18 protein-coding genes are annotated in these 23450 nt (G+C 68.9%); 8 read left to right on the top strand and 10 right to left on the bottom strand.

What is annotated here, in order from left to right:
* Positions 1-38 precede the first annotated feature (38 nt).
* Entirely contained in the window at positions 39-1583 is a 1545-nt protein-coding gene (locus JI752_RS02845; protein WP_216958878.1) for an alkaline phosphatase PhoX, read from the bottom strand.
* 116 nt (positions 1584-1699) lie between these two features.
* Here JI752_RS02845 and rlmH point away from each other — a divergent pair, with 116 nt between their 5' ends.
* Positions 1700-2170: a 23S rRNA (pseudouridine(1915)-N(3))-methyltransferase RlmH gene (gene rlmH / locus JI752_RS02840; RefSeq protein WP_216958875.1), complete on the top strand. Its 471-nt coding sequence runs from the start codon at positions 1700-1702 to the stop codon at positions 2168-2170.
* 76 nt (positions 2171-2246) lie between these two features.
* On the opposite strand, the gene JI752_RS02835 is transcribed toward rlmH, so the two are convergent.
* The 4 genes from JI752_RS02835 to JI752_RS02820 all read right to left on the bottom strand — a co-directional run bounded on the left by JI752_RS02835 (position 2247) and on the right by JI752_RS02820 (position 7183).
* Positions 2247-5198: an autotransporter outer membrane beta-barrel domain-containing protein gene (locus JI752_RS02835; protein ID WP_216958872.1), complete on the bottom strand. Its 2952-nt coding sequence runs from the start codon at positions 5196-5198 to the stop codon at positions 2247-2249.
* A 266-nt stretch (positions 5199-5464) separates the two neighbouring features.
* Complete coding sequence (locus JI752_RS02830; RefSeq protein ID WP_216958869.1) at positions 5465-6133, bottom strand: energy transducer TonB; 669 nt, start codon at positions 6131-6133, stop codon at positions 5465-5467.
* 118 nt (positions 6134-6251) lie between these two features.
* Positions 6252-6434 carry a hypothetical protein gene (locus JI752_RS02825; RefSeq protein ID WP_216958866.1) on the bottom strand — a complete coding sequence of 61 codons (183 nt, stop codon included), beginning with the start codon at positions 6432-6434 and terminating at the stop codon, positions 6252-6254.
* 2 nt (positions 6435-6436) lie between these two features.
* A complete protein-coding gene (locus JI752_RS02820) occupies positions 6437-7183 on the bottom strand; it encodes an SIMPL domain-containing protein (RefSeq protein ID WP_216958863.1) in 747 nt (248 codons plus the stop codon).
* A gap of 141 nt (positions 7184-7324) precedes the next feature.
* Between JI752_RS02820 and JI752_RS02815 the strand changes: the two genes are divergently transcribed.
* The 4 genes from JI752_RS02815 to tldD all read left to right on the top strand — a co-directional run bounded on the left by JI752_RS02815 (position 7325) and on the right by tldD (position 15100).
* Positions 7325-7909, top strand: coding sequence for a Maf family protein (locus JI752_RS02815; RefSeq protein ID WP_216958860.1), 585 nt, complete (start codon positions 7325-7327; stop codon positions 7907-7909).
* Positions 7906-9399, top strand: coding sequence for a ribonuclease G (gene rng, locus JI752_RS02810; protein WP_216958858.1), 1494 nt, complete (start codon positions 7906-7908; stop codon positions 9397-9399). Before JI752_RS02815 ends, rng begins: the two co-directional genes overlap by 4 nt.
* Before the next feature lie 124 nt (positions 9400-9523).
* Complete coding sequence (locus JI752_RS02805; RefSeq protein ID WP_216958855.1) at positions 9524-13366, top strand: YhdP family protein; 3843 nt, start codon at positions 9524-9526, stop codon at positions 13364-13366.
* A 291-nt stretch (positions 13367-13657) separates the two neighbouring features.
* Positions 13658-15100, top strand: coding sequence for a metalloprotease TldD (gene tldD, locus JI752_RS02800; RefSeq protein ID WP_216958852.1), 1443 nt, complete (start codon positions 13658-13660; stop codon positions 15098-15100).
* Positions 15101-15305: 205 nt separating this feature from the next.
* Here tldD and yjgA read toward each other — a convergent pair whose 3' ends face one another.
* The gene (gene yjgA / locus JI752_RS02795; protein WP_216958849.1) at positions 15306-15881 is read right to left on the bottom strand and encodes a ribosome biogenesis factor YjgA; all 576 of its coding nucleotides are present in this window, start codon (positions 15879-15881) and stop codon (positions 15306-15308) included.
* Positions 15882-16028: 147 nt separating this feature from the next.
* Here yjgA and pmbA point away from each other — a divergent pair, with 147 nt between their 5' ends.
* Both pmbA and JI752_RS02785 read left to right on the top strand, forming a co-directional pair.
* The gene (pmbA, locus tag JI752_RS02790) at positions 16029-17399 is read left to right on the top strand and encodes a metalloprotease PmbA (protein WP_216961753.1); all 1371 of its coding nucleotides are present in this window, start codon (positions 16029-16031) and stop codon (positions 17397-17399) included.
* A gap of 91 nt (positions 17400-17490) precedes the next feature.
* Complete coding sequence (locus JI752_RS02785; RefSeq protein WP_256448096.1) at positions 17491-17943, top strand: DUF4870 domain-containing protein; 453 nt, start codon at positions 17491-17493, stop codon at positions 17941-17943.
* Positions 17944-18170: 227 nt separating this feature from the next.
* Here the strand turns inward: JI752_RS02785 and ispA are convergent, their stop codons facing one another.
* From ispA to tilS, 3 genes are read right to left on the bottom strand one after another with little or no spacing between them, the layout of a single operon-like run.
* Complete coding sequence (gene ispA, locus JI752_RS02780) at positions 18171-19046, bottom strand: (2E,6E)-farnesyl diphosphate synthase (protein WP_216958847.1); 876 nt, start codon at positions 19044-19046, stop codon at positions 18171-18173.
* Positions 19039-19332, bottom strand: a complete 294-nt coding sequence (locus tag JI752_RS02775; protein ID WP_216958845.1) for an exodeoxyribonuclease VII small subunit — start codon at positions 19330-19332, stop codon at positions 19039-19041. The genes ispA and JI752_RS02775 overlap by 8 nt, the downstream gene beginning before the upstream one ends.
* 32 nt (positions 19333-19364) lie before the next feature.
* Positions 19365-20705, bottom strand: a complete 1341-nt coding sequence (tilS, locus tag JI752_RS02770; RefSeq protein WP_254200167.1) for a tRNA lysidine(34) synthetase TilS — start codon at positions 20703-20705, stop codon at positions 19365-19367.
* Positions 20706-20817: 112 nt separating this feature from the next.
* Here tilS and JI752_RS02765 point away from each other — a divergent pair, with 112 nt between their 5' ends.
* The gene (locus tag JI752_RS02765) at positions 20818-21879 is read left to right on the top strand and encodes an NADH:flavin oxidoreductase/NADH oxidase (RefSeq protein ID WP_345777313.1); all 1062 of its coding nucleotides are present in this window, start codon (positions 20818-20820) and stop codon (positions 21877-21879) included.
* A gap of 439 nt (positions 21880-22318) precedes the next feature.
* Here JI752_RS02765 and JI752_RS02760 read toward each other — a convergent pair whose 3' ends face one another.
* Complete coding sequence (locus JI752_RS02760; RefSeq protein ID WP_216958837.1) at positions 22319-23278, bottom strand: acetyl-CoA carboxylase carboxyltransferase subunit alpha; 960 nt, start codon at positions 23276-23278, stop codon at positions 22319-22321.
* Positions 23279-23450: the final 172 nt, after the last annotated feature.

Below are 23450 nucleotides of genomic sequence, written 5' to 3'. Positions count from 1 at the left end.
CGGGAGAGGGGTTTCAGACCACATCGGCGAAGACTGCCTTACAGATCCCCGCGTTCCCACGGTCCCGTGATCGCGAACGTGATGCCCGGCGTCTGGATGTTGACGAACATCGTGCGACTCCACGGATCCCAGCAGGCGCCGCAGAACTCGCTCTCACGATAGTCGCCTTCCGCGATCGTCTTGCCGGCGTTGGCGATCTGCGTGGAGGTGAGCTCGATGTTGTTCTTGCAGAAATAGAACGACTCCCCGCGTCGCGTGAGGCCGATCAGACGCGCGCCGGGACCGTATTCGTCCGGACTTTCGCCGCCGTCCTCGCACAGCAACACGCCGCCGCGCGTGCTCACGGTGATGTTGTCGGGGTTGTGCGCGGCCAGCTGGTGGCCGCTCACGAACAGCGCACGCATGCGCTGCGTGAGCAGGTCGAGCACCCACACCGAGCCGTTGCCGCGACCGCGGCGGCCCTGTTCGTCCACGCCGGTGCTGGTGTCGACGATGAACAGCTTGCCGTAGCTGTGCCAGATGCCTTCGCCGCGGCTCATGCGCAGCGCGCCATCGCTCCACGCCTGCGCGAACGGGCCGCTGAGCGTCTCGCCCGCGGAGATGTCGGGAAAGCCCGCGGGCGCTGCGATGGTGTCCAGGTCCGGATCGGTGATGTCCACCCATTCCAGCGCGTATTCGTCGCCGATCTTCGCCACGGTGAGATCGGCGTTGCGCTTGCCGCGAACGCGTGCGGCCTGCAGGCGCCCGCCGTGTTCGAGCGAACCGTAGCGGCCGGCCCGGTCGTTGGGAATGAAGCGGTACAGGCCGGATTTGTTCCGGTCGTCTTCGGTGAGATAGACGATGCCGGTGCGCGGATCGACCGCCACCGCTTCGTGGCTGAAGCGCCCCAGGCCCACCAGCGGTCGCCCGCTCGTGCGCTCCGCATCGGCGTGCACTTCGAACACGTAGCCGTGTCGGCGTCCGGTGCTGGACGCGTCGTTGGTCTTGATCTCCTCGCAGGTCAGCCACGTGCCCCACGGCGTGGGACCGCCGGCGCAATTGACCAGCGTGCCGCCCAGGCTGGCTTCCATGCTGTGCCACTCGCCGTTGCGGTGGATCAGGTTGGTGGTGCCGCCGCCGGCGCGCTGGCCACCGCCGATGTCGCCGCTGTCGTACATGCCCGGTGCGTTGATGGGCGTGGCGGCGCCGCGTTCGTGGTTGCGCACCAGGACGAGCTCATGGCCGTGACCGTGCCCGCGTCCGGGGTGACGGTCGTGCCCGCGCCCCGGTTTGCGCACGGCGACCACGGCCATGCCGTCATGACGGTCGGGGCACGGTTGGCCATCGCTCATGCGGTCGCCGCTCCAGCCGAAGGAGCGGTAGCTGAAGCCGCGCGGCAGTTGCAGCAGTGGCAGGCCGGTGCTGCGATCAATGGACGGCGCGAGCGGGCCGTAGCGGCTGGGAATCGGTGCCAGGCGGGTCGGATCGCCACCGGCGATGGCCTGGCGCGTGTACAGCGCGCTCAGGCTGCCGATGGCGCCTACCGCCATCGCGGCGGCGCTGCCTTTGAGGACCTGGCGGCGGGAGGGATCGAACGAATCCATCTGCATCTCCTGCGGGGCTGGGGGAAGCCCGAACGCTAGGAGTGCGGCGTGGCCGGAAGATGACAGCCTCGCGTCAATGCGCGGCATCGTGACGCGCAGCCGCTACCATCGTGACGATGAAAGCGAAACTGATCGCCGTGGGCGAGCGCGCACCGCGCTGGGTGGCCGAGGGATTCGGCGAGTACCAGAAGCGGCTGTCGCACTGGCTGCCGCTGGAACTGGTGGAGATCGAGCCCGGCCTGCGCGGCAAGGGCCGCGACGCCGTGCGCGCAACAACCGACGAAGGGGCCCGCGTGATCGCCGCGTTGCCTAAGAACGCGCTGGTGGTCACGCTGGATGGACGCGGACGCACATGGTCGTCGGAACAGCTCTCGCAGCGGCTCGAACATTGGCGCGCGCAGGGTCGCGACCTCGCGTTCCTGATCGGCGGGCCCGAAGGCCATGCGCCCGACGTGATCGCGCGCGGCGATGAATCCTGGTCGCTCGGCCCGCTGACGCTGCCGCACATGCTGGTGCGGCTGGTGCTCGCCGAACAGCTGTATCGCGCGGCTGCGTTGCTGGCGAATCATCCGTATCACCGCGCCTGAGGGCGCCGTTCCCCTGGAATGAAAAAGCCACCCCGGTATGCCCGGGGTGGCTTCGCGATCGCCACTGGTGACGGGCTTACCAGCGATAGTTCAGGCCGAGTTGGCCCGCGACATCGCGGTAATCGCCGGCGCCGTAGGTGAGGCCCAGGTCGCCCCAGCCCGTCCAGCCGCCGCCGAGCTGCGCCTGCGCGCCCAGCTTGGCGTCGTAGCGGTCGCGCGGCAGTTGCAGCGCCAGCCTGGTGTCGTTGAACGACATGGCATGTGCATCGCTGTCGCGCCACCAGTTGAGGGTGACGAAGGGCTGCACGAGGTTGGCGTCCGCGTCTGCGGCATGGCCGTAGAAGCGCACACCGACTCGGGTGGTCCAACCGCCGGCCTTGACCTGATCGATGACGGTGCCGTTGTTCTCGACATGCCGCGAGGCGGAGTAGTCGTTGAAGATCGCCTGCGCCTGCGGTTCGATGTAGAAGTCGGTCTTCCCGCCGGAGCTCAAACGTGCGGCGTAGCCAGCTTCGACCGATGCCGCCAGCGCACGCGAGTCGTAGCGTTCCTCTGCCAGGTAGTCGCCGTGCACCTTGTTGTCGTAACGGCCGTACTGCAGCCAGCTGTCGAGATACAGGCCGGTGGAGTCCTTCGCGTTGGCGAACCAGCTGCCGTACAGGCCCAGGCTGTAGCCGATCACCTTGCCCTTGGCGGCGGATGTCAGCGCGGTGGAGGTCACGCGGGTTTCGGCGCGTCCGGTGCCGCCCATCAGGCCGAGATGGAAACGGCTGTCATCGTTCCAGCGTGCGATCTCCCCGCCGATCTGCAGCGCCGAAGTGTCCGTGCCGGCATCGAGCTGATTCTCGCCGGTGCGTCCGTCCATCTGGTTCCGCGTGACGCGCACCCAGGCCGCTGACGTGCGGCCATCGGCGCCGTGTAGGCCGAGGTTCGGCTCGCCCATGCGATCGTGCATGGCGTGATTGAACATGCGGGTCGACGCGGCCTGATTGGCGAGGTAGGCCGCGGGTTCGGGTCTGTAGAGCGGGATGGGGGAGGTCGGGCCGCTCGGAGTGGGAGTGATGGGCGTCACCGGCGGCACGGGAGGTGCGGGCGGCGTCGGCGGTGTTGGAGGCACGGGCGGTACAGGCGGAACGGGCGGAACAGGAGGGGTCGCTTCCGATCGGAGATACCAGTTGCCATCGGTGGGATCGCCGCCCGCGGCCGCGTTGCCGCCCTGGTGCAGCCGGTACTCGTACGCACCGGCCACGGCGCGGCCGTCGAGCGCAAAGGTGCCCGTGGACGTGCCGTCCACCTGGACGACCTCGATGCCCTGTGCAGTAGCCGCGCCTGCGCCGCCTGCATTGAGAACGCGCAGCCGGCCGTCGCCGCTGGTGTCGCCTTTCACGATCAACTTGTCACTGGGCGAACTGTCGTCGCCGAGCTGAGTGTTCAGCACGATCAGCCCGTCGCCGGCGTAATTGCCCGTGGTCACCAGGGTCTTGAAGCCGCTTGCCGCGGGAGCGGTGAAGGCGATCGTGCCTTCATTGGTCAGGGTGGTCAGGCTGGAGTTGCCAGTGAGGCTCCACAGGCTTGTGGCGTCCAACGCGAGTGTCGCCCGGCTGCCTGCCTCCGTCTGGACGGTGCCGCGGATGGACGAGTTGACCGCATTGAGCCTCACGATGCTGTCCTGTGTGCTCGACAGGACGATGCCATTGCGGCTGTTGGTGATCTCCGAGTCTGTCGCCGCGACAGTGGCATCGCCGCCGAGAACGCTGATCGTCGGCCCGTCGGTGCTGGTCAGGGTGCTGGCATCGAGCGTGGCGGTGTTCACCAGTTGGGTGCTCACGCCAATCATGCGCAATGCCGTGGCGTCCGTTCCGCTGGCCTGGAGCGTGCTCGCGTTCAATTCCAGCCGGCCTTCGTTTTCCAGGCGGGCGCCCTGTGCTCCGGAGCCGGCGACTTCGATCTGGCTGTGATCAACCGAGATCCGGCTGCCCAAGTTGTCGGCGCGTACGCCTTCCACCGAGGTCCCCGACATGCTGACGACCGTTCCCGACATCAGCGAAACCCGGGCACCGTCCTTCGCCCGTACACCGATCGTCCCTTCGTAGCTGCCGCCGTTGGTTATCCGGGTGCCGTTCTGAACGGTAATCAGGGAGACGGCGCCCACTGGCGCGCTTACCTGATCCGCGTATAGCACCGCGCTTCGCCTCCCCTTCACGGTGGTGTCGGGCAGACGATTGGTGGTGCCATCGATGGTCAGCTGGGCGCCGCCACTGATGGCGATGCCATTGGCTTGCACCCCATCCGTCACGATGGTGTTGTTGCCCTCCAGAACCAGCGTGGACCCGTCGTCGTACCTGGCGAAATGGTCGGTCAGGTGGATGCCGTCGGCGATCTCGCCCCGCGTATTGATGGTGGTATCGCGCACCACCGCCTTGCCACCTTGCAAATTGATGCCCCATGCACCGAGCCCGTTGGCCGTGACGGTGGTTCCTTCCAGCGTTACGACGGACTCCGCCGCATCCGATGCCTCGCTGAAGACATTCACAGCGTTTCCGTTGGTGCCGGTGTAACTGACAGACCCGCCGATCAGGCGTGCAGTGGATCCAGTCTCGGACAAGACGCCGCCAGTCGGACCTGCTGTGGAATCTCCCGTCGAGGTGATGACTACATTCCTGAGCGACGCATGCGCAAGCGACTGGGTACTGACTGCGATAGCCGAATTTCCGCTGGAGGTGACCGATCCTCCATCGAGCGTCAATGCTCCTTCCTCTTGAGCACGAACGGTGGCTCTTGATGGACCAGAGGTCGCCAGCGCAATGCCGGGAGCGCCGGTGATGCTGCTGCCCCTTCCGCTGGCAAATAGGACCATCTGCCCAGCCGTACAGGACGCGGTGGCCGGGACGTCGGTGCCTGACGTCGAAGAAACGATGCAGGCCTGGGCGTACGCCGCCGGACTACTGTTGAGGAAGAACACGCCGATGATGCTTGCCAGAGGATGCTTGTTGAAAGCGAAGTTCGGTTTTCCCTTGCGAGATTCCATGGCGGAAGCCTTGTCTGTGAAGTTGGAAGACGGTGTGCACGCAACGTGTGGCTGCGCAGGCGCTTGCGTGGCGGAGCGGACGCCTGCAGGCGGATGTCGCTGTCGCGCGACTCGGATACGCCTGCCAAACAAAAAAGCCGCCCCGGTCACCCGGAGCGGCTTCAGTGTCTTGACCGGCTTTCTGCTTCGATATGCGAAGAAGTCTGATGCGGTTGGCAGCACGCAGCGGGCTGCGTGCTATCCACGCGAGGGGGTGCTACCCCGCACTACAGCTTGAACTCGATCGGAACACGTCCAAGCGCCTCCACCGCGCGTCCGTCGCGCGTGGCCGGCTGGAAACGCCACTTCGACAGCACCGTGCGACGCGCGGCCTGATCGAGCACGCGGTGCCCGCTGCTGCGCACCACGCGCACGTCAAGCGGCTGGCCGTCGGCACCGACGAGGATCTCCAGCTCCACCGTGCCGCTCAGTCCGGCGCGCATCGCGTCGCCCGGATACGGCGGAGGCGGCGACACCAGCGCCTGCAACTGCGCCGCGGCCGGCGGTGCGACGGGCTCCAGCGATGGTGTGGTGTCGATGGCGACGTCCGGCGCGGTGATCGCGACATCGCCCGGCTGAGAATCCACGACCTGCTGTTCGACGCGCGCGACGGGTTGCGGCGTGCGCACCGGTTGCGAGGTGGGGGGCGGCGGCTTGCGAACGATCTCGACGGGGTCGGGCGGCAGCGGAACGATGGGCTTGGGCTTTTCCAGTTGCACGATCTGGATCGCATCGTCGCGTTGCACCGGCGCTTGCACGATCTGCTGGGACAACGGCACCAGCAGCGCGAGCACCACCGCGCCGTTGATCAGCAGGGTTCCCGTGTTCGCGGCGATGCGGCCGCCGTCGATCGGATCGCGCGTGGTGCCGGAAGGGAAGTGGATCGCGTGTGCCATGGCGTGACCTCCTGGGGTGTGCCATGACCGCAAACGCACCCGCGCGCGTTACGGGGTTGAGGACGCACAAAAGAAACGGGCCCGCGTGGCGGGCCCGTTTGTAGAACGATCGGCGATGTCAGGGTTTGTCCGGTTCCGTCTCCGGCTTGCGATCCAACCCGCCATCGTCGGGATGCGGTTTGTCGCGAGGCTTCGGAGAATGCGCGTCCTCGCGATCGCGCGGTTCGGTCTCCGCGTAGCCCGGGTTACGACCGGGCTTGGGATCGGCGGCGGGCGGAGCGGTCTTGCCGGACTTCGACATGGTCAGTTCCCGAGTTCGAACACCACGTCGATGTTGACCGACAGAACGTTTTCGCCCGGTGAGATCGGCGTGGATTCCATGCGATCCATCGCCTTCATCGCCATCATCGGCATCGGGCGCGGCGGGGCGAAGTTGCCGCCCTCGCTGATGCTGACGATGCGGCGCACCTTCTTGCCCAGCGTCTTGGCGTACATCTCGGCGCGGGCCTGGGCCTTCTCCACCGCCGCGCGACGGGCTTCGTCGTAGGCGGCTTCCTTCTTGCCTTCGTCCAGGTCGAAAGTGGGGCCGTTGATCTGGTTGGCGCCGGTGGCCACCAGCGCGTCCATGATCTTGCCCAGCTTGTTGATGTCGCGCACCACGACGTTGACGTTGTTCATCGCCTGGTAGCCGGTGATGGTCGGCGGCTGGTTGTCGCCGTACTTGTATTGCGGGTTGAGGTTGACGCCGCTGGTCTGGACGTCGCGCTCGGCGATGCCGGCGGCCTTGATCGCCGCGACCACCTTGGCCATCTGTTCGGCATTGGCGCGCATGGCGGCGTTGGCGTCGGCGGCCTGCGTCACCACGCCCGTGGACAGGGTCGCGATGTCCGGCGTGCGACGGGCCTCGGCCTGCGCCGACACGTTGAGCAGCGTGCCGTCGGTGGCGACGAAGGGCGTGGTCTGGGCGGGGCTCACGGCGGGCAGGGCTCCAAAAGCGAGGGCGGCGGCGATGACGAGGGGGCGCAGGGAGAGGCGGGACAGCTGGGGCATGACAACTCCTTGGGGTGGTAGGGCCGGCCGTCAGCGACGGGCCCTAGGGTCTTGGCGTTCCGGTGAACGATTCGTGAGCCCGGTCGGGGTTGCAGATAATGCCCGTTCGGTCCGTCAGTCAGCGCGGGTTATTCTTCCTCGATGCTGTATCTCGCCTCCAAATCCCCTCGCCGTCACGAATTGCTGGGCCGGCTGCTCTCGAGCCAGCCCGGCGCCGAGTTCGGCGTCCTGGACATCGACATCCCCGAACACCCGCAGCCCGGCGAGCCCGCCGAGGACTACGTGCGCCGGGTCGCCCGCGAAAAGGCGGGGGCCGGGCTGCTGCGCGTCGTCGGCAACCCCGCCGCGGTCGTGCTGGGGTCCGACACCGAGGTCGTGCTGGACGGCGAAGTCTTCGGCAAGCCCGCCGACGAGGCGGACGCCGCCGCGATGCTGCGCCGGCTGTCGGGCCGCACCCACCAGGTCATCTCCGCCGTTTCGGTGGTCTCGCCCGCGCGCGAGGGCCAGGCCGTATCGGTGTCGGAGGTGACGTTCGCCGAACTGACCCCGGCGCAGATCGACGCCTACGTCGCCAGCGGCGAGCCGCACGGGCGCGCCGGGGCCTATGCCATCCAGGGCCTCGCGGAGGCCTTCACCACCCGACTGTCCGGCAGCTATTCCGGTGTCATGGGGCTGCCGCTGTACGAGACGGCCACGCTGCTGCGCGAGTTCGGAGTGGTGAAGTGAGCGAAGAGATCCTGGTCAACGTCACCCCCCGCGAAACCCGCGTCGCCGTCGTCGAGAACGGCATGCTGCAGGAATTGCACATCGAGCGCGGCTGGCGTCGCGGGGTGGTGGGCAACATCTACAAGGGCAAGGTCCAGCGCGTGATGCCGGGCATGCAGGCGGCGTTCGTCGACATCGGCCTGGAGCGCGCGGCGTTCCTGCACGCAGCCGACATCGTCAAGCCCACGCCGGTGGCCGAAGGCGACAACGCCGGCGAGGAAGCCCCGCTGCCGCCGACGCCGACGCGGCCCATCGCCGAACTCCTGCGCGAAGGGCAGGAGATCGTCGTGCAGGTGGTGAAGGATCCCATCGGCAGCAAGGGCGCGCGCCTGACCACGCAGCTGAGCATTCCCTCGCGCTACCTCGTCCTGCTGCCGCGCACGCGCGTGGTCGGCGTGTCGGCGCGCATCGAGGACGAAGCCGAGCGCGCGCGCCTGAAGACCCACATCACCTCGCTGGCGCCCACGGGCGACGGCCACGGCTACATCGTGCGCACCAATGCCGAAGGCCAGCCGGAGGAGCAGCTCGCCGAGGACGTCGCTTACCTGGGCCGCGTGTGGGGCCTGATCGAGGAACGCGCGCGCAGCGCCCGCGTCGGCGAGCGCGTGTACGAAGACCTCAACCTGCCGCTGCGTGCCGTGCGCGACCTGATGCGCAAGGACGTGGAAAAGGTGCGCGTGGATTCGCGCGAGACCTGCGAGCGCCTGCGCGTGTTCGCCGCGCAGTACATGCCCGGGCTCGACGAGAAGATCGAGCACTACACCGGCGCGCGCCCGATCTTCGACCTCTACGGCGTCGAAGACGAAATCCAGCGCGCCCTCGACAAGGAAGTGCCGCTCAAGTCCGGCGGCTACCTCGTCATCGACCAGACCGAAGCGATGACGACGGTGGACATCAACACCGGTTCGTTCCTCGGCCAGCGCAACCTCGAAGAGACGGTGTACCGCACCAACCTGGAAGCGGCGCAGTCGGTCGCGCGCCAGCTGCGCCTGCGCAACCTGGGCGGCATCATCATCATCGACTTCATCGACATGACCGATTCCGAGCACAAGCGCCAGGTGCTGCGGCAGTTGGAGAAGTCGCTCGCGCGCGACCACGCCAAGACCACGGTGTACGAGTTCTCGCCGCTGGGCCTGGTGGAGATGACGCGCAAGCGCACCACCGAAAGCCTGGAGCGCCAGCTGTGCGAGCCCTGCCACGAATGCGGCGGGCGCGGCACGCTGAAGACGCCCGAAACGGTGACCTACGAGATCTTCCGCGACATCGTCCGCCAGGTGCGCCAGTTCGATGCGCAGCGACTGATGGTGATCGCGTCTTCGAAGGTCGTCGCGCGCATCACGGACGAAGAGTCCGCCGCGGTGGCCGAGTTGGAGGAATTCCTGGGCAAGTCGATCCGCTTCCAGGCGGACGACCAGTACGCGCAGGAGCAGTTCGATGTCGTGCTGCTGTGAACTGATGCGCCGCCGGGAACACCGGAGGGTCGACGCCGCGGTAACGCGGCGTTCTCGTACGTGGCGGGAGAATGGCCGGATGCGCCATTCCGTCTCCCGGTTCCCTTTGCGCGCGAGCTGAACGATGCCGACTCCGATGCGCCGCCGCATGCGCATGGCCCGTCGCGGGCTGGGCTATCTCGTCGCGCTCTCGCTGGTGCTGGTCGCGCTGGTGCTGGCGGTGGCGAGCCAGGTGCTGCCGTTGGCGGAGAGCAACCCGCAGCGCGTGGCCGCATGGTTGAGTGAACGCGCGGGCAGGCCGGTCTCGTTCGACAAGGTGCAGACCGCGTGGACGCGCCGCGGCCCGCTGTTGCGGCTGGACAACCTGCGCATCGGCGCGGGCGATTCGGCGTTCACCGTCGGCGACACGGAAATGCTCGTCTCCGTGTACGCCGGCCTGCTGCCGGGGCATGCGTTCTCCGAGCTGCGCCTGCGTGGACTGGACCTGACGCTGGAACGCGCCGCCGACGGTCGCTGGAAGGTGCGCGGCCTGCCGGGCCAGGAGCAGCCGCAGCGCGATCCGTTCTCCGCGTTGGAAGGACTGGGCGAGCTGCAGGTGATCGACGGCAAGATCACCGTGATCGCGCCCAACCTGGGCATCAATGCGCAAGTCCCGCGCATCAACCTGCGCCTGCGTGTCGACGGTCCGCGCGTGCGCGCCGGCGTGCGTGCATGGCCCAGCGTGAATTCGACAGGCGTTGCGTCCTCGACGCTGGACACGGTGCTCGATTTCGACCGCATCAAGGGCGACGGCCGCGCCTACATGGGCGCGCGCCGCGCCGATCTGGCGGCATGGGCGCCGCTGTTGCAGATCGCCGGCATCGGCAGCGAATCCGGCGAAGGCCGCGCGCAAGCCTGGGCCGAACTGCGCGACCACCGCATCACCCAGGTCACCGCCGACGTCGCGCTCGAGCGCGTCGGCCTGCGCGGCGCGCCGCTCGCGGGCGGCGCGGTGCCGCGCGTCCAGTTCACGCGCGTGGCGGCGCTGGCGCGCTGGCGCGTCATCGACGGCGGCTGGCGCGTGGATGCCAAGACGCTGCGCATCGACACCGGCAAGGAAGCGCAGAAGCTCGACGGCCTCGTCGTCGCCGGTGGCCGCCGTTATGCGCTGCTCGCCGACCGCATCGATGCCGGTCCGCTGCTCACCGCCGCGTCCCTGAGCGATCACCTCGCACCGGGCCTGCGCGTGTGGCTGCACAACACGCGTCCGCGCGTTTCGCTGCAGAACGTCGAAGTGGCCGGCGTGCGTGGCGGTGGATTGCGCGCGCAGGCGCGCATCGCGGCGTTCGGCTTCGACGCCGTCGGCAACGCGCCGGGCGTGAGCGGACTGGCCGGGCAATTCCTGGGCGATGCGGACGGCTTCGCGCTGCAGCTCGATCCCGCCTCGCCGATGCGTTTCGACTGGCCGCGCGGATTCGGCGTCGCGCACACGGTGGCGTTGCAGGGTTCGGTCGCCGGATGGCGCGAAGGCAACGGCTGGCGCATCGGTACGCCGGCACTGGCCATCAAGGGCCCCGATTTCGGCGTGCATGCACGCGGTGGCCTGTGGTGGCAGGGCGACGGTTCGCGCCCGCGCATCGACATCGCCGCCGACATCGATGAAACCCAGGTGCCCGTCGCCAAGGGCTTCTGGGTCCGCCACCTGATGTCGCCCAAGGTGGTGGATTGGCTGGATTCGGCGCTGGTCGGCGGGCGCCTGCGCGATGGGCACGCCGTGGTGTCCGGCGATCTGGACGACTGGCCGTTCCGCGATCGCAACGGCCTGTTCGAAGCGACCGCGAAGCTCGACGGGGCGTCGGTCAAGTTCCAGCCCGACTGGCCGGCGGCGGAGAACCTCGACGCCGACGTGGCCTTCATCGCCGACGGCTTCACCGTGCAGGGACGCGGACGCATTGCGGGCGTGGCCATCGGCCAGATCCGCGCCGGCATCGATCATTACCGCGGCGGCGCACTCACCGTGCAGGCGCAAGGCGCCGCCGATGCGGCGCAGCTGCTCGAACTGCTGCGCCGAAGCCCGTTGCAGAAGGAACACGGCGAGACGCTCAAGAACGTCGTCGCCAGCGGCCCGGCCAAGGTCGGGTTCGACATGAACATGCCGCTGCATCCCAATGCGGTCACGGCGATCGGCGGCACGGTGCAGCTCGACAACGCCAAGCTGGGCGATCCGCGCTGGAAGCTCGACTTCGACCAGGTCAGCGGACGCGCCGAGTACGCGCGCGGCGGCTTCCGCGCCGACGGCCTGAAGGTGCGTCACGAGGGTCAGCCCGGCACGCTGTCGCTGCGCGCCGGCGAGGCGTTCGTGCGCGACAAGGGCAACGCGTTCGAAGCCGGCCTGGACGCGCAGATGGGCACGAAGGAACTGCTCGACCGCGCGCCTGAAATGGCGTGGCTGAAGCCGCACGTGGATGGGCGCTCGTCGTGGACGGTCGGCATCGCGATTCCCAAGGTCGCCGCCGGCAAGACCGCGCCGACGATGTTGCAGTTGCAGTCCAACCTGGTCGGCACCGCGCTCACGCTGCCCGAACCGTTGCGCAAGGACGCCGACGAATCGCTGGCGACGGCGGTGGAAACACCGTTGCCGATGGGCAGCGGCGACATTCGCGTGAACCTGGGCAACGTCATCGCGGTGCGCGCGCGCAGCCAGAACGGACAGACCGGCGTGCGCCTGGCGCTCGGCAGCAACCGCGTGGACGATGTGCCGCCCGCGCGCGGACTGGTGGCGACGGGCCGTGCGAACGAGCTGGATGCGATCGACTGGATCGCGCTGCTCGAAGGCGGCGGTGGCGGCGAAGGCCTGTCACTGCAACGCATCGACGTGACCGCGCAGCGCCTGAACCTGCTGGGAGGCGTGTTCAACGACACGCATCTGGTGGTGGTGCCGGCGGCACAGGGCGCCACTGCAGTTCAGGCGGAAGGCGCGGCGCTGCAGGGCGCGGTGCTGATTCCGGCGGCCGAAGGTGCGGCCATCGCCGGCCGTTTCGATCGCATGTACTGGCGCGCGCCGAAGCAACCCGCACCGCCCGCGGGCCTGCCGACACCGCCTCCGTCCGCGCCGCCTGCCGACGATGCGTTCAATCCGGCGAAGATTCCGCCGCTCACGATCGACATCGCCGACCTGCGCGTGTCTGACGCGCGCCTGGGGGAAGCGAAGCTGCGCACGCTGCCGACCGCGACCGGCATGCGCATCGACCAAGTGCAGATGCGTTCGGACAAGCAGCGCATCGACGTGAGCGGCGACTGGAACGGACGCGGCGCGACCGCGCGCACCCAACTGGACGTGCGCATCGACAGCCAGGACCTGGGCAGCCTGCTGGCCGGGTTCGGCATGGGCCGGCAGCTCGGCGGCGGCGTCGGGACGATGCACTTCGCGGCGGGTTGGGCGGGGAGCCCGGCGGCGTTCAACGTCGCTTCGCTCGACGGCAGCCTGGAGGCCGACATCCGCGACGGCCGCCTGCTGGAAGTCGAACCCGGCGCGGGCCGCGTGCTCGGCCTGCTGAGCCTGGCGCAACTGCCGCGCCGGCTGATGCTCGACTTCCGCGACTTCTTCAACAAGGGCTTCGCCTTCAACCGCGCCGGCGGCAAGGTGAACTTCGCCGGCGGCATGGCGCACAGCGACAACCTGTCCATTGATGGGCCGGCTGCGTCCATCGGCATTCGCGGCACGGCGAACCTGCGCGCGCAGACTTTCGACCAGACCATCGAAGTACGCCCGAAGGCCGGCAACCTGCTGACCGTGGCCGGCGCGATCGCCGCCGGCCCCGTCGGTGCCGCCATCGGCGCGGCAGCCAATGCGGTGCTGCAGAAACCCATCGGCGAGATGGCCTCGCGGACGTACCGCGTCACGGGGCCGTGGAAGGAGCCGAAGGTGGAGGTTGTGGGCAGCCAGTCCGGCCAGGCGAAGGCGGGAGAGCCGAAACCGGAGGGGTGAGCCAGCGCTGCCTGCGAACCACGGGTTCGCGCGCTGGCGAACGCCCGAGCGCTACGCGCTCGGGCCGGGCGGGACGAGACGAGGGGAGAGGGGCAAGAAGCTGCTTTCGCGTGCCCCACACCGAAAATGCCGCGTTTCCTGCCGCCCGGCCGCCACGTGAAGCCGTTGCGTTCGCCGGTTGTGCCACCATCTCGTTCCTGACCCTCCACCGCCGTGTCCGCCGGGCTTTCCGGCCGGAACGCCGCATCCGCGCACGGCCCGTGGGCTCCCGATCCACTCCAGAGAAGCCGAATGACCCTGCCCATCCAGATCGCCGAACACCGCCTGCTGCTGCCCGCCGGGCTCGACGCGGTCGGGCTCGAACGCACCTTCGGCACGTTGCTCGGCCCGGGCGTGGATTTCGGCGACCTCTATTTCCAGCACGCGCGCCGCGAGAGCTGGACGGTGGAGGACGGCATCGTCAAGGACGGCGCGCATTCGATCGAGCAGGGCGTGGGCGTGCGCGCCATCAGCGGCGAGAAGACCGGCTTCGCCTATTCGGATGAAATCAACACGCAGGCGTTGCTCGCCGCCTCCAAGTCGGCGCGTGCCATCGCCCGCGACGGCTCGGTGCAGGCGCCGCATTCGCTGGTGCGCGGCGGCGGTCGCGAACTCTACGTGCCCGAAGACCCCATCGATGGCTACGCCAACGAAGCCAAGGTCGAAGCGCTGCGTCGCGTCGACAAGCTGCTGCGCGCGGCCGATCCGCGCGTGCAGCAGGTGATGGTGAGCCTGTCCGGCGGCGTCGACACCATCCTGGTCGCGCGCAGCGACGGCGTGCTCGCCGCCGACGTGCGCCCGCTGGTGCGATTGAACGTGCAGGTGATCGTCGAACAGAACGGCCGCCGCGAAAGTGGTTATGCCGGCGGTGGCGGTCGCTACAGCTATTCCGAACTGCTCGACGGCGACAAGCCCGAGAAGCTCGCGCGCGAAGCATTGCGCCAGGCGCTGGTGAACCTGGAGGCGATCGACGCGCCGGCCGGCGTGATGCCGGTGGTGCTCGGCAGCGGCTGGCCGGGCGTGCTGCTGCACGAAGCGGTCGGCCACGGCCTGGAAGGCGACTTCAACCGCAAGGGCACCTCCACCTATGCCGGCCGCATGGGCCAGCGCGTGGCCTCGCCCGGCGTGACCATCGTCGACGACGGCACGCTGCCGGGACGTCGCGGTTCGCTCAACGTCGACGACGAAGGCACGCCGACCAACTGCACGACGCTGATCGAGGACGGCGTGCTCGTGGGCTACATGCAGGACACGCTCAACGCGCGCCTGATGGGCATGGCGCCCACCGGCAACGGCCGTCGCGAATCCTTCGCGCACCTGCCGATGCCGCGCATGACCAACACCTACATGCTCGCCGGACAGCACGATCCGGAAGAGATGATCCGCTCGGTGAAGAAGGGCCTGTACGCGGTGAACTTCGGCGGCGGCCAGGTGGACATCACCAGCGGCAAGTACGTGTTCTCCGCGACCGAGGCCTACCTCATCGAGGACGGCAAGATCACCGCGCCGGTGAAGGGCGCCACGCTGATCGGCAACGGCCCTGAAACCATGCAGCGCGTGAAGATGATCGGCCACGACCTCGCGCTGGACGAAGGCGTCGGCGTATGCGGCAAGGACGGCCAGAGCGTGCCGGTGGGCGTGGGCCAGCCGTCGTTGCTGATCGACCAGCTGACGGTGGGCGGTACGCAGGCTTGATGCGGGGATTCAGGAGCGAGACGTGGCAATGGACCAAGCCGGACCCGGTCGCCTCGTCATCCCAGCAAAAGCTGGGATCCATGTTGCTTCTGCGTTCGACGCGCAGCGAATGAAGCTCGGCGTGAGATCAAGATGGATCCCAGCTTTTGCTGGGATGGCGAATCCTGCGATGGAGTTGACGTCTTTTCGGCAGGCGCCGCTCAGATCAGTCCTGCAGGCGTTCGTCGGAGCCGTCGTCTTCGGCATCGTCCGCCGCGTTCGCGCCACCGAGAATCAACTCGCGCAGCTCCCGATACAGCTCGCGGAACGCGCGCGGCGGCTTGTTCTTGTTGCGCTCGTCCAGCGCGCTGCGGACCAGGGCGCGCAGATGCTGGCGGTCGGCCGTCGGGTATTCGTCGAGCAGTTGCGCCAGCGCCGCATCGCCGTCGGCGATCAGGCGCTCGCGCCACGCTTCGATGCGATGCATCGCCGCCACTTCGCGCCGCGCGGCCTCGCCGTCCTCGTCGAGCGCGTCGCGGATCGCCTCCAGCACCTCGTCGTCCTCGCGGCGCATCTGCTTGGCCAGGTACGCCAGCTGACGCTTGTGCGCGATGTTCGCGGTGATGCGCTTGCACTCGCGGATGTGCGGCAGCAGCGAATCGGGCACGGGCAGCTTGGCCAGCTGCGCCTCCGTCAGCGACACCAGCTTCTCGCCCAGCGCCAGCACCTCCAGCGCCTCGCGCCGGTTCTGGCTGCGGCTGGGGCTGAAGAATTCACCGGTTTCGTCGTCTCTACCGCGCATGGCGCACCTGTTGTTTCCAAAGTCTCCGGCACGGATTTTCGCGGATCGCCGCGGATAAAGCACTTCACACGGGCTTTTCCGCGTTCATCCTGCGAGTCCGGCGCCTGAAAAACCCCGAAGGACCCCCTCTTGAGCCAGATCGCCACCCTGAACCCGACCGCCTACGCCGCCTCGCTCGGCGACAGCCACGCGCGCCTGGAGGCGCTCGCCGGCCTGTCCCAGCGCCTGCTGGACCACTGCCGCGCGCGCGGCGCCACGCAGGCCGAGGTGTCGTGCTCGGAGGAATCCGGCCTCAGCGTCAATGTCCGCATGGGCGAGGTGGAGACGGTCGAGTCCACGCGCGACCGCGGCATCTCGGTCACCGTCTACTTCGGCCAGCGCAAGGGCAGCGCCAGCACCGCCGACCTGCGCGAGGACAGCCTGGATTCCACGGTCGAGCAGGCCTGCGCGATCGCCCGCCACACCGAGGACGATGCCGCCGCCGGCCTGGCCGACGCCGCGCTGATGGCGACGGACCTGCGCGAGTTCGATTCCTGGCATCCGTGGCCCATCGACGCCGACCGTGCGCTCGACCTGGCGCTGGCCTGCGAGCAGGCCGGCCGCGACTCCGATCCGCGCATCGAGAACTCCGACGGCGCCTCGCTCGGCACCGGCGAGAGCATCAGCGTGTACGCCAACTCGCACGGTTTCATCGGCCGCGAGCGCAGCACGCAGCACAGCCTGGGCTGCGCGCTGATCGCCGGCCGCGGCGATGCGATGCAGCGCGACGGCTGGTACAGCATCGGCCTGTCGGCGGACGACCTGGAATCGGCCGCCACCATCGGCCGCAAGGCCGCGCAGCGCGCCGCCTCGCGCCTGGATCCGCGCCAGATCGCCACGGGCGAGTACCCCGTGCTGTTCGCCGCCGAAATGGCGCGTTCGCTCATCGGCCACCTGCTCGGCGCGGTGTCCGGCGGCGCGCTCTATCGCCGCGCGAGTTTCCTCGTCGATTCGGCCGGGCAGCAGCTGTTCCCGGACTGGTTCGGCATCGACGAGCGCCCGTTCCTGCCGCGCGGTTATCGCTCCGCGTCGTTCGATGCCGAAGGCGTGGCCACGCGCGAATCGTCGCTGGTGAAGCACGGCGTGCTGGAGCGTTACATCCTGGGCAGCTATTCGGCGCGCAAGCTCGGCCTTGCGACGACGGCCAATGCCGGCGGCGTGCACAACCTGCAGGTCGAGGCGAACGCGGGCGATTTCGAATCGATGCTGCGCGGCATGGGCCGCGGGCTGCTCGTCACCGAGCTGATGGGGCAGGGCGTGAACAACGTCACCGGCGATTACTCGCGCGGCGCGGCGGGCTTCTGGATCGAGGACGGCCAGATCCAGTATCCAGTCGATGGCATCACGGTGGCGGGCAATCTCAAGTCGATGTTCGCGGCGATCGAGGCCGTGGGCAGTGACGTCGACCCGCGTTCACACGTGCGCACCGGCTCCATCCTGGTCGGCCGCATGACGGTGGCCGGCGAGTCGGAAAGCTGAGCCTCGCGCTGCGGCGGCGCATGACCTGCGCCGCTTGACCTGTCATCGGGCCGGGCGGAAAGTGGGGCTGTCCATTCAGGGAGCAACCGGCATGAGCGAAAATCCGTTCGACCCGAGCCAGACCTCCACACCACCGCCGCCACCGTCGCCGTCGCAGGATCATCCCAGCGGCGTGGCCGCCGAGCAGCGGCAGTGGGCGATGTTCGCGCATCTGTCGGCGATCGCCGGTGCGGTGCTGACCTCCGGCGTCGGCGCCTGGGGCACCTTCCTCGGCCCGCTGATCATCTGGCTGATCAAGAAGGACACGATGCCCTTCGTCGACGACCAGGCGAAGGAAGCGCTCAACTTCAACATCACCGTGGCGATCGTGTTCTTCGCGTTGTGGGTGCTGGTGTTCGTGACGCTGGGGATCGGGTTCCTGATCGCGATTCCGGCGTGGTTCGTGATCGGCATCGCGTGGCTGGTGTTCACCATCGTCGCGGCGATCAAGGCCAACGATGGCGTGGCGTACCGTTATCCCTTCACGTTGCGGTTGGTGAAGTAGGCGACGCGTCGAAGACTCGTTTGAAAACAGAACGCCCGCTTCATTGAAGCGGGCGTTCTCTTTGTGGTGTCCGTCATTCCAGCTTTCGCTGGAATGACGTGATGTGTCGGACGACGTGAAGTGTCTGATGGCGTGACAGCCTGGGTCCCGGCCTTCGCCGGGATGACGATATCGGACGCACCGCCAGCGCCCGCGTCCGCATCCCCACCCGCATCCGCGTGCGCTCCTCAGCGATCGCGTTCGATCGCCATCCGCCCCAGCGCAGCCAGCGTGTTCGCGCGTTCTCCGAACGGTGCCAGCGCCTCGTCCATGGCGCGACGCAGTTCGTCCAGACGCGCGCGCGAGGCGTCCAGGCCGATCAGCGCGGGGAAGGTCGCCTTGTCCTGCGCGATGTCCTTGCCGGCGGTCTTGCCGAGCGTGGCGCTGTCGCCTTCGATGTCGAGGATGTCGTCGCGCACCTGGAAGGCCAGGCCCAGCGCGGCGGCGTAACGGTCCAGGCGTTCGATCTCATCGCCCGAAGCACCGCCGCACAGCGCGCCCATGCGCACGGCAGCGCGAATGAGCGCGCCGGTCTTGAGCGAATGCAGGCGTTCCAGCGCCTGCACCGGCAGCGAAGCGCCGTTGCCCGTCGCCGCCAGGTCCAGCGCCTGGCCGCCGCACATGCCGGCCGCGCCGGAGGCGACGGCGAGCGTGCGCAGCAACTCCACGCGCGTCGCGTCGGGCGCGTCGGTCGATGCGAGCACTTCGAACGCCAGCGATTGCAGCGCGTCGCCGGCGAGGATCGCGGTGGCTTCGTCGAAGGCGACGTGCACCGTCGGCTGGCCGCGACGCAGGGCGTCGTCGTCCATCGCCGGCAGATCGTCGTGCACCAGCGAGTAGGCGTGGATCAGTTCGACCGCGACCGCCGGTGCGTCCAGCGCGTCGGCGTTCGCGCCGAACGTGGCGCCGGCGGCGTACACGAGCAACGGCCGCATGCGCTTGCCGCCGAGCAGCACGGCGTGGCGCATCGCCGCGTGCAGGCGCTGCGGCGGCGAGTGCGGATCGGGCAGGGCACGGTGCAGCGCGGCGTCGGCGCGTTCGCGCCAGCGCGCGAGGTCAGACATCGCCGGGGCTCTGTCCGTTCTGCAGGGGCGGCGTGGAGAACGGCTCCCCGCTTGCGGGCTGCTGCGGGTCGCTGAGCAGGCGCACGCGCAATTCGGCTTCTTCCAGCGCGCTCTGGCAGCGGCGGTACAGGCCGACGCCGCGTTCGTACGCGGCCAGCGAGTCTTCCAGGCTCATCTCGCCGTGTTCCATCTTCTCCACCAGCTGTTCGAGCGCGTCCAGGGACTGCTCGAAATCGCTGACGGGCGAGGTGGCCGGCGCGTCTTCGGAGGCGGGTTTGCGGGGCATGCGTGAAGTGTGCGACCGCGCCCCGGCGGGGGTCAATTGCCGTCGCCGGCGGTTGGGGCGCAGGACACGGTCCCGGGCGCGACGAGGCCATCGCGATGCCAGCTCAGCCGTGCGCCGCGTGCGCGCAGCCATGCGTCGAAGGCGGCGGAATGGGCCACGTCGCCCGCGGCGAGAAGTTCGCCGTCCGCATCGCTCAACAACGGCAAGCGTTCGCGCTCCCAGGGCGGCACGCCGAGTTCCTGCAGGACGTGCTTGAGCGCGTGCGAATGCGTGCGGCCGGCGCGCAGCAGCCGCTCGCCGCCGCGACGTGCGTGCACGGTCAGGGGCGCGTCGAACGCCGCCGCGCCTTCCAGCGCCAGCGTGCCGCCGTGCGGCAGCGCGAGCGGCGCGCGTCCGTCCCATTGCGCGCGCCAGTCCACGTCCAGCGAAGGGCGCGCGGTTTCCACGTGCAGCAGGTCGCGCCATGCGCGCACCACGGCGCCTTGCCAATGGAACGCGGGCTCGGCGTCGGCGCGTGCGGCGAGGATCTCCCGCTCGATGCGTTCGATCCCGTTCGCCGGCAGTGGCGGCAGGTCGAGTTCATTAATCCAGCGGCGCAGCACCCGCGCGCGGCGCGCATCGGGCAGGGCGAGCAGGCGCGTGCGCGACAGGCAGTGCGGATCGGCCGTGGCGACATCGGCGAGCGCGATCGCGTCGCCATCGTCCAGCAGATCGTTCGCCTGTCCGCACAGCGCCGCCGAGCGCGCCAGCGCATCGCCTGCATGCGGCCAGCGCTCGCGCAGCAGCGGCAGCACGCGCTGGCGGAGGAAGTTGCGGTCGAAGGCGGTGTCGGCGTTGCTGGGGTCGTCGATCCATTCCAGCGCGTGCGAACGCGCGTAGGCGAGGAGCGTGTCGCGGTCGATGTCGAGCAGCGGCCGCCACAGCCGACCCGGCCCGAACGCCCGCCAGCGCCGCATCGCCGCCAGTCCGTCCGGCCCGGAGGCACGCAGGGCGCGCAGCAGGAAGGTCTCGGCCTGGTCGTCGCGGTGATGCGCCAGCGCCAGCACCTCGCCGGACGCGAGGGCCTGCGCGAACGCCGCATGCCGCGCCGCACGCGCGGCCGCCTCGGGGCCGTCGCCGGCCGCCACGACGTTCACACGGATCACCGCCAGCGGAACGTTCAATGACGCGCAGGCCCGTTCGCAGCGAGTCGCCCAGCGGTCGGCGTCGGCGTGCAGGCCGTGGTGCACGTGGATCGCCCGCAGCCCCGACGCGGGACGTTCGGCGGCGAGCAGGTGCAGCAGCGCGGTCGAATCCAGGCCGCCGCTGAATCCCACGCACAGCGGCGCGGAGGGACGGTCGTGCAAGGCCTGGGCGAGCGTGGAGGCGGGCATCGCGCGATGGTGCCACGGCGGTGGAATGCAGCAACCCATCGATGGGGCTGCGGCCGGCGCCGCGCGGCCGCACCATTTGGCTGTCCCCGCAATCGCCTTACAGGAGTCCGCCGTGGCCCGGCTCTTCGCCCCGCTCGAACAGCGCTCGCTCACCTTGCGCAATCGCCTCGTGGTGGCGCCGATGTGCCAGTACTCGGCGGTCGATGGCGTCCCGAACGACTGGCACCTGGTGCACCTGGGCAGCCGTGCCGTCGGCGGCGCCGGCGCGATCATCGCCGAAGCCACCGCGGTGTCCGCGCAGGGGCGTATCTCGCCCTCCGACACCGGCCTGTGGAACGACGGCCAGGCCGAGGCGTGGTCGCGCATCGTGCGCTTCGTCGCGTGCCAGGGCACGGTGCCGGGCATCCAGCTCGCGCATGCCGGGCGCAAGGCCAGCGTCGCGCCGCCGTGGCTGGGCGGGATCGCGGTGACGCCGCAGGACGGCGGCTGGACGCCGGTGGCGCCCTCGGGCGTCGCCTTCAGCGAAACCTCGCCGCTGCCGCGCGCGCTGCACGAAAGCGAGTTGAAGAACGTGGTCGACGACTTCGCCTGCGCCGCCTGGCGCGCGAAGGCAGCCGGCTTCCAGCTGGCGGAGATCCACGCCGCGCACGGTTACCTGCTGCACCAGTTCCTGTCGCCGCTGTCGAACCACCGCAACGACGAGTACGGCGGCTCGTTCGAGAACCGCATCCGCCTGCTGCTGGAAGTGATCGACGCCGTGCGCAAGGTCTGGCCCGAACGGCTGCCGCTGTGGCTGCGTTTGTCGGCGACGGACTGGGCCGAGGGCGGTTGGGACATCGAACAGAGCGTGGAGCTGGCGCGCATCGTGAAGTCGCGCGGGATCGACCTCATCGACGTCTCCAGCGGCGGGCTGATGCACGGCGCGAAGATCCCGCTTTCGCCGGGTTACCAGGTGCCGTTCGCCTCACGCATTCGTAATGAAGCTGGAATCGCAACCGGCGCAGTCGGGCTCATCACCAAGCCCGAGCACGCCGAAACCATCGTCGAGAACGGCGAGGCGGACGTGGTGCTGTTCGCGCGCGAACTGCTGCGCGATCCGTATTTCCCGCGTCGCGCGGCGAAGGAGCTGTCAGGCGAGTTGCATGCGCCGGAGCAGTATTTGCGGGCGTGGTGATCTGTGCCCGTGGCCTGGCCGTTCAATCAACGTCATCCCCGCGAAGGCGGGGACCTAGGCGTTAGCGCATGGGCACTCTCTTTCGAGTGAGCTGCCTTCACCGTCATTCCCGCGAACGCGGGAATCCAGGGACTTTTCAGGCTCTATCTGCTGCATGTCAGCCGCGGCAAGCCCTTAGCTGTTGTCGTTCAAGCGCAATCGGGAAAGCGTGGAACGTCCCTGGATTCCCGCGTTCGCGGGAATGACGGTGAGGCAGTTCACCCGAGACGGAGTGCCCCCGAGCTACGGGCCTGGGTCCCGGCCTTCGCCGGGATGACGATGAGGGTCGTTCATCCGAAAGGAGTGCCCCCGAGTTACGGGCCTGGGTCCCGGCCTTCGCCGGGATGACGGCGTTCGGTACGACCGTGTGTCGTAGCGATCGCCGTCCGCTCGATCGACCTTACGCCGCCTCGTACGCCCCATACCCGCGCAGACGCCGATAGCGCCGCTCGAGCAACTCTTCCACCGGCAACTGCTCCAGTGCGTCGAGTTCATTGAGCAGCACGGCCTTCAGGCGCGTGGCCATCTGCTTGGGATTGCGGTGCGCGCCGCCGATGGGCTCGCGCACGATCTTGTCGACCAGGCCCAGGCCGAGCAGGCGCTTGGCGGTGAGGCCGAGCTGTTCCGCGGCGTCCTTGGCCTTGCCCGCGTCCTTCCACAGGATCGAAGCGCAGCCTTCGGGCGAGATCACCGAGTAGGTGCTGTATTCCAGCATCATCGTGCGATCGCCCACGCCGATCGCGAGTGCGCCGCCGGAGCCGCCTTCGCCGATCACCGTGCAGATCACCGGCACCTTCAGCTCGCTCATCTCCAGCAGGTTGCGCGCGATGGCCTCGGACTGGCCGCGCTCCTCCGCGCCGACGCCCGGGTACGCGCCCGGGGTGTCGATGAAGGTGAGGATGGGCAGGCGGAAGCGCTCGGCCAGCTTCATCAGGCGCAGCGCCTTGCGGTAGCCCTCCGGACGCGGCATGCCGAAGTTGCGCTTGATCTTGCTCTTGGTGTCGCGGCCCTTCTGGTGGCCGATGATCACCACGCTGCGGCCGTTGATGCGGCCCAGGCCGCCGACGATGGCGGCGTCGTCGGAATACGCGCGATCGCCGGCGAGTTCCTGGAACTCGTCGCACATCACGCGGATGTAATCGTTGGTGTACGGGCGCGCCGGATGGCGGGCCAGCTGCGACACCTGCCAGGGCGAGAGGTCGCGGAAGATCTGCGCGGTGCGGATACGCAGCTTGTCCTGCAGCGCATGCACTTCGGCGTCCACGTCCACCGCCGGGGCATTGCTGGCGTGGCGCAGCTCCTGGATCTTGGCTTCCAGGTCGGCGATGGGCTGCTCGAAGTCGAGGTAGTTCGGATTCATGCGGGGGCCGTTGGCCGGAAACGGCCGACAGTCTAGCCGAGGCCGGGTGACCGTACCGAGAGGTGTGTTTGCAGTACGGAATCGGCACTGAAAACGACTTCATGGCCTCCACGGGCCGCACGGTGCCGGGCCCGTGCTTGAATCCGGCCAGGGACTCGAACGGGGATCGTCG

It is taken from the genome of Lysobacter sp. MMG2, assembly GCF_016735495.2.
In the GTDB taxonomy this organism is placed as follows: Bacteria; Pseudomonadota; Gammaproteobacteria; order Xanthomonadales; family Xanthomonadaceae; genus Lysobacter_J.
Note: the sequence above shows the minus strand (reverse complement) of the source record. Positions and strands in the feature narration are given on the sequence as shown.